General features: G+C 41.9%; 15 protein-coding genes. 8 read left to right on the top strand and 7 right to left on the bottom strand.

Annotation, left to right across the window (positions count from 1 at the left end; all coding sequences use genetic code 11):
- Nucleotides 1–15 precede the first annotated feature (15 nt).
- Nucleotides 16–675, bottom strand: coding sequence for a hypothetical protein (locus tag FAZ15_RS17320; protein ID WP_136902575.1), 660 nt, complete (start codon nucleotides 673–675; stop codon nucleotides 16–18).
- A gap of 33 nt (nucleotides 676–708) precedes the next feature.
- Nucleotides 709–1,308, bottom strand: a complete 600-nt coding sequence (locus FAZ15_RS17315; RefSeq protein ID WP_136902574.1) for a hypothetical protein — start codon at nucleotides 1,306–1,308, stop codon at nucleotides 709–711.
- Between the two features lie 621 nt (nucleotides 1,309–1,929).
- Here FAZ15_RS17315 and FAZ15_RS17310 point away from each other — a divergent pair.
- From FAZ15_RS17310 to FAZ15_RS17300, 3 genes are read left to right on the top strand one after another with little or no spacing between them, the layout of a single operon-like run.
- On the top strand, nucleotides 1,930–2,580 hold the full coding sequence (locus FAZ15_RS17310) for a TlpA family protein disulfide reductase (protein ID WP_136902573.1): 651 nt from the start codon (nucleotides 1,930–1,932) through the stop codon (nucleotides 2,578–2,580).
- Between the two features lie 5 nt (nucleotides 2,581–2,585).
- The gene (locus tag FAZ15_RS17305) at nucleotides 2,586–5,786 is read left to right on the top strand and encodes a SusC/RagA family TonB-linked outer membrane protein (protein WP_162304993.1); all 3,201 of its coding nucleotides are present in this window, start codon (nucleotides 2,586–2,588) and stop codon (nucleotides 5,784–5,786) included.
- Between the two features lie 11 nt (nucleotides 5,787–5,797).
- Nucleotides 5,798–7,174 carry a RagB/SusD family nutrient uptake outer membrane protein gene (locus tag FAZ15_RS17300; RefSeq protein ID WP_136902571.1) on the top strand — a complete coding sequence of 459 codons (1,377 nt, stop codon included), beginning with the start codon at nucleotides 5,798–5,800 and terminating at the stop codon, nucleotides 7,172–7,174.
- 49 nt (nucleotides 7,175–7,223) lie between these two features.
- Here the strand turns inward: FAZ15_RS17300 and FAZ15_RS17295 are convergent, their stop codons facing one another.
- The 5 genes from FAZ15_RS17295 to FAZ15_RS17275 all read right to left on the bottom strand — a co-directional run bounded on the left by FAZ15_RS17295 (nucleotide 7,224) and on the right by FAZ15_RS17275 (nucleotide 10,676).
- On the bottom strand, nucleotides 7,224–7,643 hold the full coding sequence (locus FAZ15_RS17295) for a hypothetical protein (protein WP_136902570.1): 420 nt from the start codon (nucleotides 7,641–7,643) through the stop codon (nucleotides 7,224–7,226).
- A gap of 287 nt (nucleotides 7,644–7,930) precedes the next feature.
- Nucleotides 7,931–8,932, bottom strand: a complete 1,002-nt coding sequence (locus FAZ15_RS17290) for a helix-turn-helix domain-containing protein (protein ID WP_162304992.1) — start codon at nucleotides 8,930–8,932, stop codon at nucleotides 7,931–7,933.
- 54 nt (nucleotides 8,933–8,986) lie between these two features.
- Nucleotides 8,987–9,871, bottom strand: a complete 885-nt coding sequence (locus FAZ15_RS17285; RefSeq protein ID WP_136902568.1) for a hypothetical protein — start codon at nucleotides 9,869–9,871, stop codon at nucleotides 8,987–8,989.
- Entirely contained in the window at nucleotides 9,765–10,433 is a 669-nt protein-coding gene (locus FAZ15_RS17280) for a hypothetical protein (RefSeq protein WP_136902567.1), read from the bottom strand. The genes FAZ15_RS17285 and FAZ15_RS17280 overlap by 107 nt, the downstream gene beginning before the upstream one ends.
- A 3-nt stretch (nucleotides 10,434–10,436) precedes the next feature.
- Nucleotides 10,437–10,676 carry a hypothetical protein gene (locus tag FAZ15_RS17275; protein WP_136902566.1) on the bottom strand — a complete coding sequence of 80 codons (240 nt, stop codon included), beginning with the start codon at nucleotides 10,674–10,676 and terminating at the stop codon, nucleotides 10,437–10,439.
- Nucleotides 10,677–10,805: 129 nt separating this feature from the next.
- Here FAZ15_RS17275 and FAZ15_RS17270 point away from each other — a divergent pair, with 129 nt between their 5' ends.
- The 5 genes from FAZ15_RS17270 to FAZ15_RS17250 all read left to right on the top strand — a co-directional run bounded on the left by FAZ15_RS17270 (nucleotide 10,806) and on the right by FAZ15_RS17250 (nucleotide 15,179).
- Nucleotides 10,806–11,570 carry a LytR/AlgR family response regulator transcription factor gene (locus FAZ15_RS17270; RefSeq protein WP_136902565.1) on the top strand — a complete coding sequence of 255 codons (765 nt, stop codon included), beginning with the start codon at nucleotides 10,806–10,808 and terminating at the stop codon, nucleotides 11,568–11,570.
- On the top strand, nucleotides 11,563–12,717 hold the full coding sequence (locus FAZ15_RS17265) for a histidine kinase (protein ID WP_136902564.1): 1,155 nt from the start codon (nucleotides 11,563–11,565) through the stop codon (nucleotides 12,715–12,717). Before FAZ15_RS17270 ends, FAZ15_RS17265 begins: the two co-directional genes overlap by 8 nt.
- A gap of 149 nt (nucleotides 12,718–12,866) precedes the next feature.
- Nucleotides 12,867–13,220, top strand: coding sequence for a helix-turn-helix domain-containing protein (locus FAZ15_RS17260; protein WP_136902563.1), 354 nt, complete (start codon nucleotides 12,867–12,869; stop codon nucleotides 13,218–13,220).
- A gap of 112 nt (nucleotides 13,221–13,332) precedes the next feature.
- On the top strand, nucleotides 13,333–13,914 hold the full coding sequence (locus FAZ15_RS17255; RefSeq protein WP_162304991.1) for an RNA polymerase sigma factor: 582 nt from the start codon (nucleotides 13,333–13,335) through the stop codon (nucleotides 13,912–13,914).
- A 92-nt stretch (nucleotides 13,915–14,006) separates the two neighbouring features.
- Nucleotides 14,007–15,179, top strand: coding sequence for a FecR family protein (locus tag FAZ15_RS17250; RefSeq protein WP_136902561.1), 1,173 nt, complete (start codon nucleotides 14,007–14,009; stop codon nucleotides 15,177–15,179).
- The last annotated feature ends 43 nt before the right edge of the window (nucleotides 15,180–15,222 follow it).

Genomic DNA, 15,222 nt, shown 5'->3' with positions numbered 1-15,222 from the left:
AATTTCCATGTCAAATTAGTTACCCTTACCGTAAACAAACCTTGCATTCCCATCCTTCTTTTTATTCAGTTTTGGAAGTCCTTTTGTGCCATTACAACTCTTTAGTGCCTTAGCTAGAAACAAGGGGCGAACTAAACCCTTTAATTCAAATTTACAATCATCAAATATCTCCAGTGCATTTTTTGCGACATCAAAGTAGCCACTCTCAATCTTACCGAGTACCCAATCCTTCACTTCTAGTTCTGAGACTATGTCTTTAGGTTCTGCAAATTCGAGTTGCAAGTCCTTTTCTTCTGTGCCGAACATAGCTATAAATTCAACGGTGCCATCCTCGAGTTGTCTCTCTGCGCGGTAGATGGTATTGCCCGCTTGATCTGTAGCCTCTAATATGCGAATCGAATAGATAGGCTTTTGATTAACATCTGGAACGATGGCTTGGATATCACAATCAAAAATCTCCCGAAATATATTAGCGAAGGGTACGGTGTAAACTAAGGTATGGGCTAGATCCTCTGCATCGCGGACGTAAAAATCATGTTGCCCCATAAGAAAGGAAAGCTCAAACTGACTGTAACGCTTCTTTCTTCTAAGTAGCAATACGTTAAGCATTTTTTCAACCTCGATTTGCGGCATTGCTTTGATACGTATGATTTTAAATTTTAATTTGGTTTGCATATCGGTCAACAAATTCCGTTGGCCACAAATATACTAATCGTTTTTTGGTTTCGACTTCTTAGTTAAAATGTATGTGTTTAATCCGCTTTCATTAAGTATTATTTTAAGACGTTGGTTTTTTCCTTTGACAGCTCGGTCTAATGGTCGGGTAAAGTCGCTTGCTTCCCAATTTTCATTTTGCACTTCATTAGCCTTAGTGACAATCTCGTTCAATGTTCTTGCCTTCTTAAAAAAATCCGTTGCTTCTATTAATGCATTTAATGTGGGCGCTGGACCTGATCCTGAAGGTATAGGTGGGATCTCTTTAATAACTTTTTCGTTGCTTAGAATTTCGGTCGGATAAAAGTCATGTATCGTATATTCAGTTTTAATAATGGTGTGGTCTTTTAACTTTAGGAGTTCTTTTTGTCTTTCGTTAGCTATTTTGGTGAAGTATATGGCGATCTGGCTTAAAATTTCATCGTTGTATTTCGAATTATTTCCAGCACTTTCCATATGACCAATGTATTTCTCATTCTTTTCTAAATAATCAGAAATATCCTCACCGGAAATATCTAGCTCAAGTCTAATTTTTCTGATTTGTATAATAATATATAGTTCAATCGGAAATATGAACCAAGTGTTTTTATTCATGTATAAAAGAAGCGAGATATTTATTTTATGCTTTGTGCTGTAAATAATTTGATTTTTCAAAGAGAGATACCTATCTTTGATTTAGATAGAAAACAAGAATAGTTTTCTAAAGAACTTAGGTGTTTAAACTAAGAGTCTTGTGCTTGTATTTTCTGACGCCGCACCACAAGACAGCAGATTGAACACCCATGTCTACGCTTTTATGCTATCTTTGCATATCAGATAGATGTGGGGCTGCTGTAAATCCGTGGTGTGTAAGGCGTCAGAAACTTTATTTCAGGCACGGTTTGTAGCCCCACATGTATCAAGGGGCATCCAACCAACAAGACTCGTTAACTATAACGAGTATGAGCCATAAAAAGCAATTTCAAAAAAACATTATTTCGGCCCCCGAGTAATCTCGGCAGGGCTTGTCCCCATTTGCGGACATTCCTAAAATCGGTGAATGCTTAAATGAAAACCGTTTTACCAATTATGAAGAATTTGAACGGCATTCCGATGGATTATCAATCAACTTTTATTTACAAGTGGCCTGAGCTTTAGGCTTGGGTAGAGATGAATAGCGCTGTTAAAATCTAACTAAGGCACAAAGTACAGGTCACACCATTAACCTTTAAAAAAATGAATATATTTTTTAAGGATGGGAGAGGACTGTGCTATTTCAAGCCGCTATCTCATCTTTTCAAATCAAAAAATAGCCAAAGCGGAACGTTGTTCAGCTTTGTATTAAGTCTTATATGTGTGTTGTTTAGTGATGCCCAGGCGCAGTCCGCTGGAGAGCGGGCTGTGATCGGGGCAGAAGACATTAAGCCACTTGTGATCGGACAGAAAGTTCCTGATGAGTTTTGGACAAGGGAACACCTTTTCTTTGTCAACGGAGATACAATTAGAAAATCTTTGGAAGAACATAAGGGTAAAATGCTTGTCCTGGATTTTTGGTCTTCTGGATGTGCCCCCTGTTTACTCCATCAAAAGGAAATTAGGGAGTTTGTTGAAAAATACAAAGATCAATTGGTGGTGATAATGGTCAATAGTAAAAATACGCGTGAAAATTTTGAAAAAATAAAAGGGTTATATGATAAAAGATTTTTCGAAAAATTCGAAATAAAACAGTTGGAAACAATTATCCATGACCAATATTTAATGACAATTTTTTCATCAGCTGTATTTCCCCACTATGTGTGGATCAATACAATTGATAGGTTGCAGCTAAAAACTTATCGAAACCTGCTGGACAAAAATTATGTTGCACCTTTTATTGATCTACCATGATGGTTATGCGACTTCTTATCATATTATTGCTGACAGTTTTCTCTTCAATAGTATACGGACAGGTATTGATAAAAGGAAAAATAGTGGACGATCTTGGGAATCCGGTCAATCAATCAACAATTTCCACAGCCGATAAACGTACATCTACATTTTCTGATAAAAATGGGTTGTTTGAGGTAAATGTCTCTCAAAACGATACCATCTTACTGGTTTCAAACCTTGGATATGCTGCGCAGCATGTCGAAATTAAAGGTCAAACCTACCTGACCATTTTGCTCAGACGGGAAATACACGAGCTGCAAGAAATTGACGTATTTCATACAGGATACCAAACTATACCAAAAGAACGGTCTACCGGTAGTTTCGGTCGAATAACAAATAATGATCTCAATAAAAGAGTAGCCACAAATATTCTTGACAAACTGGAAGGAATGGTACCCGGTCTGCAATATGATAACCGATCTGGTCAATCTGTGATAAATATCCGAGGTATCAACACCATGTCAGACAATTTAATGGGGCCATTGATCGTGGTCGATAATTTTCCTTTTGAAGGAAATATAATGGATATCAATCCAAACGATGTAGAGTCCGTTACCCTGTTGAAAGATGCGGCAGCTGCATCAATTTGGGGTGCCCGTGCTGGCAACGGGGTCATTGTAATCAATATGAAGCGTCCCACAACAGGCGAGCAAAAAGCAAAGGTGCAGTTGTCATCAAACCTTTCGGTGCTAAGTAAGCCGCGTTTATATGATATTCCCCAGATATCGTCTGGAGATTTCATTGACCTTGAGCAATTTCTTTTTGAAAACAGACATTATGATGCACAGTACAATAATGTGCTGAATTCAAGAAGAACTGTCTTTTCTCCTGTGGTGGATATGCTGTACGACCACGAGATGGAATTGCTGTCAGACGATGAATTGGTATCAGCAATAGCATCTTTTAAGCAAATTGATTTTAGGGACGGCCTTCTTAAATATTTCTATCAAGACAAGGTTCTGCAACAGCACAACACTTCTTTTTCAGGAGGTAATGTCAAAAATGCATGGAGCTTTTCCTTAGGGTACGATAAAAATGTTGGCGGTATAATCGGACAGAAAGATGAGAAAATTACGTCCAATGTTCAACACACACTTTTGATAGGTAAAAAAGTAACACTGGCACTTATGTCGCGGTTTACAAGAAGTCAGGGATCGGACAATTCCGCACGGTTCGATTATAATTTCTCACCGGGAGGTGGACGTACAAGATTGTATCCGTACGCTAGATTTGTTGGAGATAATGGAGAAGCTTTGGCCATCCCTAATTCCTACAATTTGAGATACATGGAAGGTCTGTCGGACAGTCAGTTGTTGGACTGGACGTATCAACCTTATGGAGAGGTTGGCAACACGTCATATGAAAACCTACGGAATCATTTGGCATCGCGGTTAAACCTTACCTATAGACCCATAAACGGAGTGGAGTTATCGCTGATGTATAACAATGAAATCCAAAATGAAGAAAGGACAACCGTTTACGGGGAGAATTCTTTTTTTGCGAGGGATCTGATAAACAGGTTCAGCCAGATCAGCGGAAGTACCGTGAAATATATTGTCCCTAAATCTGCAATAAAGGATTCTGATAATTTAGGCTTGGGAAGCCATAAAGTGAGGGGCGGACTTAGCTTCAATCGTTCTTTTCAAGGAAGGTTGCACCAAATATCAGCGATACTAGGAGCCGAGATTTCGAATACCTCTACGAGTACTACAGGTTCACGATATTATGGATATAATCCGAACCTGCTGACTGTACAGGCAGTTGACTATATCAACAGCTACCCCATCTTTGACGGCCTTACGGGAAATAGCAGGATACCTTTTAGAGGAGGGTTTTCAGAATACATAAATAGATTTGTTTCTTATTATGGTAACTCGGCTTATACGTACAAGGAGAAATATACGGTTTCCCTATCCGCACGGAAAGATGCCGCAAACATTTTTGGTGTTAATACAAACGATAGATGGAAGCCATTGTGGTCTTCCGGGCTCTCATGGACGGTATCTAATGAAAATTTCTTTAGAAACATAGATTGGCTTTCCTATTTGAAGATTAGAGGAACCTATGGACATAGTGGAAATTCCGGCGGTGTTTCAAGTACATATCCGAGAATTTCGTATTCCAATCCATTGAGTTTGGATCTTGCGGGAGAGCCCTATGCCATGGTCACAAGCCTTCCCAATCCAAGTCTTAAATGGGAAGATGTGAGAATGTTCAATGTCGGTCTGGATTTTAATGTATTTGGAAGCAAACTCTCAGGTACATTCGAATACTTTGATAAGAAGTCCACAGACCTGATTTCGTCGGATGAGATCGATCCTACCGCAGGGATGGCATCTATAGTCAGAAATGTAGGCGTAGTAGATGGTAACGGTTTCGACCTATCCCTTAGTTCAGAGATTGGAATTGGAAAGGTTAAATGGACAGGTAACTTATTCCTATCACATAGCCGCTCAACCGTCAAAGAATATAAGGGAAGGGTAAGTTTAGCTGATGCCTATCTTTTAAATTCAGGAACCACACTCACACCCTTGCCCGATAAAGAGCTTTACCCGGTATTTGCTTTGCGATTTGGAGGATTAGATCCTTCGACAGGTGATCCTTTGGGATATCTGGATGGGGAGGAGTCGAAGAACTACGCATCAATGCTCCGGGACTCGCTTCAGAATATAATCTATTATGGAACTGGATTGCCTCCTAACTACGGATCCTTCAGCCATAATTTCAATTGGAAAGGATTTGATCTATTCCTTTTGATGATGTTCAAATTTGGACATCATTTCCAGAAAAAAACTATTCTGTATAATAGTCTTTTCAATTCGTGGAACGGTCATAGTGATTTTGGAAGAAGGTGGAAAGCTCCGGGCGATGAGCAGAATACAACGGTACCATCTCTCGTTTACCCTGCCGGAGCCGATCGGGATAATTTTTACGCCTATTCAGAGCCGAATATAGAAAAGGGTGACGTATTAAGACTTCAGGACATTCGTATTTCCTATTCTTTCTCCTCTTCTTTTAGTAAAAATCAGATGCGATTTTCAATATTCTCTGTTCTAAATAATGTCGGTATTTTATGGAGAGCCAACGATTCCGGCTTAGATCCGGATTATAATACCATACCCCCCTCCAGACGGATAAGCGTGGGTTTGAATTGTTCATTTTAATACTCCAGATCATGAAAAATATAAGAAAACAGATCATCGCAGGTATTTTTATCTCGTCATTAATATTTGTTACACTTGGTTGCGAAAAATTTTTAGATGAAAAATCGGATGCCTCTCTTTCGATTCCAGAAACTTTCAAGGATCTAAGGGCAACGATGAACTATGAAGGACAGATCAATCGTTCTTTTCCCACACTTCTAGAAGCGGGTAGCGACGACTATTATGTGAAATCAAATATTCTAAACGCTAGGAGCGAGTCTGAAAGGTTGGTATATACTTGGAAAAATAGCCTGCAACGCTCAGATATTGCGAGCTGGAGTACATTATACAATACGATATTAATAAGTAATATAGTCCTTGAAGGGTTGGAACGGATAAGCGAGGGTTCCGACGAAGAAAGAAAAACTCTAAAAGGTGAAGCATTGTTTATCAGATCTTACGCTATTTTTAATCTATCACAGATCTTTTGCCTGCCTTATGATGAAGTAAATAAAAATATATTTCCTGGTCTGCCATTAAGGACCTCCTCCGATTATGGGCAGCACTTCGACAGATCCTCTATGGCGGAGACTTACGAATTTGTGGTTAATGGACTGATGATGTCATTTGAATTGCTGCCTGAAAACGTGCAGTTCAAATCACGGGCATCAAAGAGTGCTGCACTGGGTGCATTGGCAAGGGTCTATCTCACAATGGGTAAATTTGACCAAGCCAATGAATATGCCCGGGAGGCTTTGTCATACAATCGCGCTTTGATCGATTATAACGATCTGGATAAGAGCCTTCGAATCCCGTTCTCAGTTGATAACAGTGAAATAATATACTATGCTTTTTGTACTAGCGGTTACTTCCTCGCAAGCAGTAGAGCTTTCATTCCAAGGGATTTATATGATTTATACGAAGAGGATGATCTTAGAAAAGTTCTTTTTTATAACAGGTCGAACAACGGGGACATCCAATTTAAAGGAAATTATGATGGGGTAGGCGGAAGTTATTTTGCAGGTATTGCTACCGATGAACTTTATTTGGTTCGGGCAGAGTGTGAGATAAGAGCCGGTAACGTTAGCGATGGTCTGGCGCTTTTAAATCAGCTTTTAAAATTCAGATATGAAAAGGACACGTTCATTGGGCACACAAATTTAAATCAAGAAGAGGCTTTGGAACTGGTGTTATCTGAAAGACGAAAGCAATTAGTTAGGAGGGGTATTAGATGGATGGATTTGAGGCGATTATTGAAAGAGCCGGGGAGAGTGCCCGCATTATTTAGAAAAGCAGACAACGGAATGGATGTAGGAGAATATGTATTGGAGCCTAAAATAAACAACTATGTTTATCCAATACCAGATAATGTTATCAGAATTCAAAATTACGAGCAAAATCCACTTTAATTCAAACGAATAGGAGGAGCCTCTCTTCCTATTCGTTTTCAGGTAGAAATTACTCTGATCTGAATTCCTTCACCGTTGTATTGGGAGTTGGGTTATTGTCCGAAATACTCTGATGCGCGGCGCGTATTTGTAACTGCACGGTCGTGCCATCCACAGGAGCGTCCATTTTCGGTAATCCACTTTCTTCTGGAGCTTCTATCTGGCAGATGACATCTTCCGCTAATCCGCAAGGTGGAAGTCCGGTAGACGACAGGGAATAATTACTCGCAAGTTCGGGGTTATCGCTGCTAGTACCAGTAAAATACCAAGTTTGCGTAACCAATTTTTTTGGAGCTTCAACCTTTGTCTCATTCTTTTTTTCTTTCTCCTTGTCGGTTCCGTTTGCATGAGCCGTGGCTACAGATCCAACCATAAATAATGCTGATAATGCTAGGGAAGCAAATAGCCCCCTGATTTTTAAAGTAGTCATAATATTGATGTTTAAACTTTCTAACGTTTGTTTTTCTAACCGTAATTTCCTCACGGTATGATAAGATGTATTCGTATCGACCATCCGGCACTCGGGCCGGTTTACTGGTCTTTGGCTTGTTAGCTGGCGGCTACCGCCTAAACAAAGCAAATTTCCTGTTGTGAAGTTTTCTTTTCATGTTTACATTAGTTTTAGAGAAGCTTAAAAGCTTACTCTACAAATGTATAAAGGCTTACATATGAAAGTTTTAACCATTTGTTGGGAATGTATTAACCATTTGTTGGAAATTAAGATGCATTGTCATCTCTGAATTCGGCAGGCGTTATGCCAGTTTCCTTCTTAAAGAATCGACAAAAAGATTGCACATTTACGAATCCGCATGCGTCAGACGTATACAGTATTGTCTTTTGAGCGGTTAAGAGCGCTTTTGCTTTTTTGCTCACCAGCGCATTTTGATATTGCTTGAGTGATTGACCGGTCTCGGCTTTGAAAATAAATTGCAAATGGTTGCGACTGATGTTTAACATGCTGGGTAGCACATCCAGTTTATATTGTATGCCATGTGCTTCGGTATTAATCTCCATGAGCAACTTGGCAGATGCGGCAATTGCCGCGGCATGGCTACCGGGTTCGTATTCCTGTTTGATCTCTTTTAGGGATAGCTTAACCAGTTCTTTCATGGTAACGATAATGAAAACCTGGCGATCCAGATCGCCCTTTTTCAGTCCGGCACATAGTACCTGTATATAGATTTCTGTTTCTGTGCCTACGTGGAAATCCACCGTCACGATTGGTTCGGCTGCCGCGCTGCGGTGGGCATCCAACAAGGGTTTCAGAAAATCAAAGGTTTCGTCGGCGCCATCATCGAATATGCCGATGCTGAAATAGAAATCGAACAACTGATACCGGCCTGCCGAAAGATGTAACAAATAATCGCCCGGTGGTAAGTACACATACCGCGCCCGGCGTTCGCCGAGCGTCATAATATGCGTCCCTTCGTTATCGGTGAGGTGCAACCTACCTCGCGCACGCATCGCGTAGATGGCATAGACATCCCGCTGTTTTACCTGTACTGGGATGATAATATCTTTGTCGATCACCCAGTCGAAATGTTGCAAATAGCCTAGATACCCTTTGAAATCTTGTTCAATACTGCTGCATGAGCCAGTCTTTCGGTAAATAATCTCACCATCCTGGATCTTCAGGGATGGGGTTAGTTTTCCGATCTCGGACTGTCGCAACGCCCGGCCGAAGATCGATTCTGTTTTAAATAAAGCGCTTTTTCGCATAATCATTGGTTTTAATAGGGTTAGTCCTCCTTTCCTTGTATTGAGTACAATCAATCAGGTGGTGCTTGTAACACGTTCTGGATTGTCCTCAAGCGGGGTTCGTTTATATGTGGTCGTTGTGTGTTTATAAGGATAGTACCAGGCGCACAGGTTGTACCAGATCATCAGCGCCGCAAAATGATACAGGCCGATAAATAATCCGATGCCCATGTGCAAGGCAATAGTGGTATACAAAATAAAATGTCGGTATCGTTTCCCAAGCCAGGCGATGGGATGCAGCAGTTCGATGAATATCGTAAGTAAGCCAGCAACCATCCACAGGTAGGGCCAAGATCCCGTAAAGGTCGGTGCCGAAAGCAGTTCGCCGCTAAAGGGCTGATGGATGGCTTTCCAGATACCGCTGCCGTTCCACCAGCTCTCGCCAAATAATTTGCCCAAGCCTCCAAAAAAATAGACCACGACCAACTGGCATTGCAACAGCCGGATACCCATAAGCGACCAGCGATGGTGCGCTGCAGTTTTATCGCTACCGGGGTAAAACAAGACGCTGATAAACAGACCGGTCTGTGCCAGGTAATCGACGCCATAAGACCAGCTGGTCTCACTGAGAAAAAAGGCCTGATGGATAAACAGCAGCACGAAAGCGCTCGCGCGTACCGTCGGCGGCCAACAGAGCAGTAAGCAAAGCGTAATGTATAGCAACGCAATAAGTTGTACGCTGAGTTGGGGGAAATGAAACAGAACCTCGGAAAGGCTCCAACCTACGCCGGTACGCCAATTTGCCGCTATCGCTGCATCGATGACAGCATCTGCGCCATAATAATAGGGCAAGTCAGGCCATATCCGCATCATTTCCACGGCGAGTAACAGGCCGATGCCAATGGGTAGGTATTGTAGGCCGCGAAGAAGCATCGTCGTGTGATTCTTCGTGTGCTTCATAATAAATGGTTTTTGTCTTAAAAAGTAATACATGTGTAGGTTTTACGTTAGCATCGCCCGATCCGAGAGGGGGTACGCCCATCGCGAGGTAGCTGCAGGTAATGTGAAGGCCTGGATGGCGTACGGCCAGGTGCTGGCAGATGGATACGCCTAACGCCTGGGCGAGGGGCCGTACCTGGCTATCTTCATGAGGGGCGACTTGTAACAGCCACCCACCGGCTACTTCCAGTAGGCTGCGGTATCGGATTCGACTGGCATGGCTGCGCAAGCCAGGGTCGGAGAGTATGCCCGTCTGATGTGTAGCGGAATCTTCCAGTACAAATAGGCTGTGGTAGCTACTACCCACTTCGGGTCCGTAGAAGCAATAGCTTCCATGGAGACCGGCCAGTTGGGCGAAGTAACGTACAGGCGGTAGCTTTCGATACTGCACCAGTACGTCATGGTATAGCATAGGGGATTCATCCGGCTTGGCACCGGTACCGAGCAGTAGGATGTTGTGCAGGATACTGGTGCTAAGATGCCAGATAAAATAAAGGGTGCCTATGATGTACAGCCAGCGCATTCCTTATTGCGCGTTGCGGGCCAGATACTCGATTAGTGGCGCCTCGTGCCATCGGTCGTCTGGTTCTTGGGGGTACAAAAGGCGAGTAGATACGCCTTTGAGCGCATCGGGATCTGCATCCGCCAGGTAGATGATTTCCGCGTTCTCCAACGGAGAAGTGGTCTGCACCGTGTCTTTTTGCACACTGAGGATAGCAAGGGTAAGTAGTGCAATCCCTACAGTAGTAATTTGAATTGTCTTCATAACATTTTTTGTATTTATTCGCTTAAATTCTTTGTTTTTTTAATTTATTTTGAAGAAAGTGACGGGAAACATGCGGATTTGGTATTTTTTTTTATAACTTGAAAGTTTATTAACCAATAAGGAGTATTAATGATATGTTACTTAGCTATTGTTGTGGATGATGAACCTTATGCGGCCAGCAATCTTGCCCATAAGCTCGACCTTACGGGTAAAGTACAGGTCGTGGAGAAGTTCGATGCTGCCTTGGACGCCATTGACTACCTCGATGCCACAGAACAGCGGATTCATTTTGTGTTCTGCGACATTGTAATGGAGGGTATGCGGGGTACGGACGCGGTCAGATTATTCCGTGAACGTGCAGACTGCGTCATACTTTATACGGGCAAACCCCAATATTCTATGGATGGAGAAAGTCACTTAGCGGATGCAAAATTGCCCAAATCTGTCACACAGGCGGAACTGAATGAGACGATTGAAAATTTGATCAATCCACGCAATCCCACCGCCCCCGTGCGGATTCCTACTTATATAAATATAAAAGCTATTCCCAGTACAAAAGAAGACATAGACCACACAGATAGAGATATCCGCATCGCCATCGCCGATTTGGTCTATGTCGAGCGTGCGGGCAACTATGTGCATTTCTCTGCGTTAAATCAACAAGGTCAGATCGTTTTGACCGGCCGACTGAAAACGAGCATTGCTGCCCTGTATCGCGAATATGAATCCACGAACCTGTTTTTGTACGTCAATGCCAGTCAGCTTGTCCATGTCAAGTTTATCATCGATCACTTAAAAGACGGTGTCACCGTCCCCGGATGGGTGTTTAGCATCTCGGCCAAAGGCAGGCCTTATTACCGGCGTTATTTAAAACGGAAAGGGCTGGATGGATAGCGTACCCATAAAAAATCTAGCTAGCTTAAGGAAGTTAAAGGTAGCTCTCGCAGTGGGTTGTTTCCTGTTGCTATGGCTATATCTTTATCAAATTGTACCGCATGCTTTTCAGGGGGCGAAGGAGTTTTTTACACTTCTTGCCTTTCACGTCGGGATCTTTGTGAGTTCGCGTTGGTTCATGGCTCCCCAGCTGCAGCAACGCAAGGCTCGCCTGACGTGGTGGTTTATCGTCTATGCACTACAATTAATGGTGTTTACGATCACCATCATCGCCTTCAGCTTTTGGCAGGGGGCACTAAAGTTTACCGGGCTAAAAAGTTTTTATATCAGCAACTTTTACGAGATAACGTTTACATTTTTGATTCCGAGCGGATTGGGGCTTACCCACTTTTTTCTACGCAGCGCTTTTAACGGCCGGAAACAACGTGCAGCTTCTAAGAAGCGAGCGGAACAATTGGAAGCGGAACGTGCAAGAGAGCGTGAAGCCTTCCAGGAGCAAGAGGTGCAATTACTGGAGGAACACGCGAGAGAGCATGAAGCCTCAATGGAACTGGAGCAGCAGCTACGCGACGCACTTTTTAAATGGAATCAGCAGCGCTTAATGCCACATCTTGTATTTAATACGTTGACGACTATTGAGGAACTAAATCGTATACAGCACCCCGAAGCGGGGAAGGCGATCGAAATATTAGGTACCATATCCCGTTTTTATATGGCGCTTGAAAATCAGCTGTTCGTCTCCTTTGTGGATGAACTCGAACAGGTTGATCGTCTACTGCAGATCTATATTATCCGCAAAAGTAAAGCGATTTATATCGAGCAACACATCGATCGGTCTACGCTAGCGCGCAGGATCCCGGCGCTGCTCATCTTTAATCTATTGGAAAATACCTGTCAGTACGGTATCATTACGCAGAAGGCAAAGCCTGCAAGCTTGACCGTAAAGCCATGGAACGATCATGGGGTACATATTGTTGTTTTTAACCATATGGCGGAGCGGCCATTGCCAGAGGTGAAGCAAGGACACGGCCAGCTAGAGCATATGGAAAAAACGCTGAAGCTACTTCATCCCGAAAATCAGATCCATATTATCATCGACCACAATACGTTTACCGTTGAATTATTTTTGCATGGAGAAGACGCGTAGCTAAATTTTAGTAAATTAGGATTTTATAAACCAACTATCTATGGAGGATTTCCGTAATGTAGCGTATCGAACTTGGTCGTTTTTGCGTTGCGCTAACCAATATTAGGGAGCTTCTGTGCTTGTACTTGGATGGTCCTAAATCAAAGACCATGATTAAATCTCTCTTAATTTTAATTGAGCATGTCGAACAGTGCCATGCTGTTTTGACCAAAATGTATAACTCCTTAAAAGTTCCTGCAGAACTTAATCGTACGCTGCCTGCTGTCATCCCCCCACAGAGCTCTTCTGCACGCGAAATATCATTTACCGATATCGAAGAAGGGGTAGTACTGCTGACAATAGATGACGCCTGTGCGAGGTTGGGCATTGTGCGGGCCACACTGTTCAACTTGCGGCAGGAAGGGAAAATCACCACCGTGAAGAAGGGCAGGGCGGTGCGCTTCCGTGAGAATGACGTCGAAAATATGCGAAACTGGTACAGTATCCCGAAGGGAAAGGTGTAAAGATTGAATGTATTTATCGAAATAGAAGAGAGTTGAGGTATTTATTTTGTTTTTTTGGATAAAACTGCTGAAATTTTATACATTTACTAATATAAAATTAACCTGGTGGCTGGTGGATTTGAAAAAAATAGATAAATTAACCCTTACTCTCTTTGTTTCGGGCAACAAAAAAGCCTTTGAGTTGGTTTATAAGTCTTATTCTGCATCGATATTTAAACGCCTCTTATATCTATTGAAGGATGAAGATGAGGCGGAGGAGATGTTACAGAATATTTTTATTAGAGTTTGGACGAATCGATCGTCTATCGATGTGGAAAAGAACTTCCATAACTACCTGCTTCGCATAGCAGATTCAATGGCCATAGACCTTATCCGTCGAAATGTCCGGAGCCAGCTTGTATATGACAGTATACTGATACAGGGTGTCCATCAACATGATTCCGTAGAAGATGCTTACCTACAAAAAGAGGAATGGGTCATTTTAGAAAATGCTATTGATCAGTTGCCTCCCCAACGTAAATTGATTTTTACCTTGTGCAAATTAGAAGGTAAATCGTATGGAGAGGTGAGCAAATTGCTAAATATCTCACCGGCGACGATCAGTAATCACCTTGTTTTAGCGATGAAACAGATTCGAATATTTACTTCCCGTTATGAAAAGGGGCTGAAAACGGTGTTATTATTGTTTTTTTAGAAAAAATGTAATTTTTTTAAATTTCCATTAGTGAGTTTTCCGCTTTCGTTCGTAATAGTTATAGATAAGGTAATAATTTACGGTCTGCTATTATGGATTTTGATAGAATCAAGCTTTTATTAATCAAATATTTTGATCATCTCTTAAGCGAAGAGGAGCAAAAAGAACTCATCGACAGATTAGAGGATACATCCGATGATCAACTAAAAGATATACTCTCTACAATTGATACCCACCTTCATGAAGATCTATCATTTTCGGAAGAAAAAATGGAAAAGAGCCTCGATCAGGTGCTTGATCGTCTTTTAGATAAAACGCAGTTTGAGGAAACTGCTGTTGAACCTATACCGAATACTCCGGTAATATCATGGAAGGTACTTTTTATTGCTGCTTCGGTATTGATCATTGGCGCTTTTGGGTATTATTTTAACCAGGAAACGCCATTGCAAAAAGAGATTGTCGTAGTGGATGTGAATCCCGCAACGCCACTTGCGATGGTTACACTGGATAACGGTGATATTATCCAGATAGATTCAGCAGCACTTGGTCTGGTATATAGTAAAGGCGGTATCAAGATATTTAAAGATGAACGTGGGGAAATTGTTTACCAAGATTCGACGCAGAAGGGTGCTACGCCAACTTATTTAACCGTCAATACGCCCAAGGGAGGTATCACTAAGGTGAAGCTATCCGATGGGACGCTGGTCGAACTCAATGCGGCTTCTTCCATTCGCTATCCAACAAATTTTTCTGGCGCAGATCGAACGGTTTTTGTGGAAGGAGAAGTTTTTTTCGATGTGGCACATGATAACACGAAGCCATTTAAAGTGTATTCTAAAAAGCAGATGATAGAAGTACTGGGTACATCGTTTAACCTGGTGTCAAATAACAATTATGCAAGGACCACCTTATTGGAAGGAAGTGTAAAGCTTACCGTGGAAGGCAAAGACTATATACTCAAGCCGGGTGAAGAGGCGCTTGTGGGAGATGCTGTTAAGATCAAGATGATAAAACCTACAGAATCGGTGGCCTGGAAAAATGAAGAGTTTATATTCGATAACAGCTCATTTCATGAGACATTGCAAGAGATTGAAAATTGGTACAATATTAAAATGGTGTTTACGGAGACGAATGTCGAAAATGTGCGCTTATCCGGGACGGTATCCCGTAAAGTAAAGTTATCTGCACTCTTGAAGGTAATTGAAATGAATACAGATTATACATTTAAAATTGAAGGAAGGAGGGTGCTCGTACGTAGACAATAGATCAATCATTAACTAAAAAACAGAACTGGAGGTGTTGGAGCAC

The organism is Sphingobacterium olei, from assembly GCF_005048855.1.
Taxonomy (GTDB): domain Bacteria; phylum Bacteroidota; class Bacteroidia; order Sphingobacteriales; family Sphingobacteriaceae; genus Sphingobacterium; species Sphingobacterium olei.
Note: the sequence above shows the minus strand (reverse complement) of the source record. Positions and strands in the feature narration are given on the sequence as shown.

Coding starts and splice junctions, on each gene's coding strand:
- FAZ15_RS17320 (WP_136902575.1), bottom strand. CDS start 675: ATGCAAACCAAATTAAAATTTAAAATCATACGTATCAAAGCAATGCCG.
- FAZ15_RS17315 (WP_136902574.1), bottom strand. CDS start 1,308: ATGAATAAAAACACTTGGTTCATATTTCCGATTGAACTATATATTATT.
- FAZ15_RS17310 (WP_136902573.1), top strand. CDS start 1,930: ATGAATATATTTTTTAAGGATGGGAGAGGACTGTGCTATTTCAAGCCG.
- FAZ15_RS17305 (WP_162304993.1), top strand. CDS start 2,586: ATGCGACTTCTTATCATATTATTGCTGACAGTTTTCTCTTCAATAGTA.
- FAZ15_RS17300 (WP_136902571.1), top strand. CDS start 5,798: ATGAAAAATATAAGAAAACAGATCATCGCAGGTATTTTTATCTCGTCA.
- FAZ15_RS17295 (WP_136902570.1), bottom strand. CDS start 7,643: ATGACTACTTTAAAAATCAGGGGGCTATTTGCTTCCCTAGCATTATCA.
- FAZ15_RS17290 (WP_162304992.1), bottom strand. CDS start 8,932: ATGCGAAAAAGCGCTTTATTTAAAACAGAATCGATCTTCGGCCGGGCG.
- FAZ15_RS17285 (WP_136902568.1), bottom strand. CDS start 9,871: ATGAAGCACACGAAGAATCACACGACGATGCTTCTTCGCGGCCTACAA.
- FAZ15_RS17280 (WP_136902567.1), bottom strand. CDS start 10,433: ATGCGCTGGCTGTACATCATAGGCACCCTTTATTTTATCTGGCATCTT.
- FAZ15_RS17275 (WP_136902566.1), bottom strand. CDS start 10,676: ATGAAGACAATTCAAATTACTACTGTAGGGATTGCACTACTTACCCTT.
- FAZ15_RS17270 (WP_136902565.1), top strand. CDS start 10,806: ATGATATGTTACTTAGCTATTGTTGTGGATGATGAACCTTATGCGGCC.
- FAZ15_RS17265 (WP_136902564.1), top strand. CDS start 11,563: ATGGATAGCGTACCCATAAAAAATCTAGCTAGCTTAAGGAAGTTAAAG.
- FAZ15_RS17260 (WP_136902563.1), top strand. CDS start 12,867: ATGATTAAATCTCTCTTAATTTTAATTGAGCATGTCGAACAGTGCCAT.
- FAZ15_RS17250 (WP_136902561.1), top strand. CDS start 14,007: ATGGATTTTGATAGAATCAAGCTTTTATTAATCAAATATTTTGATCAT.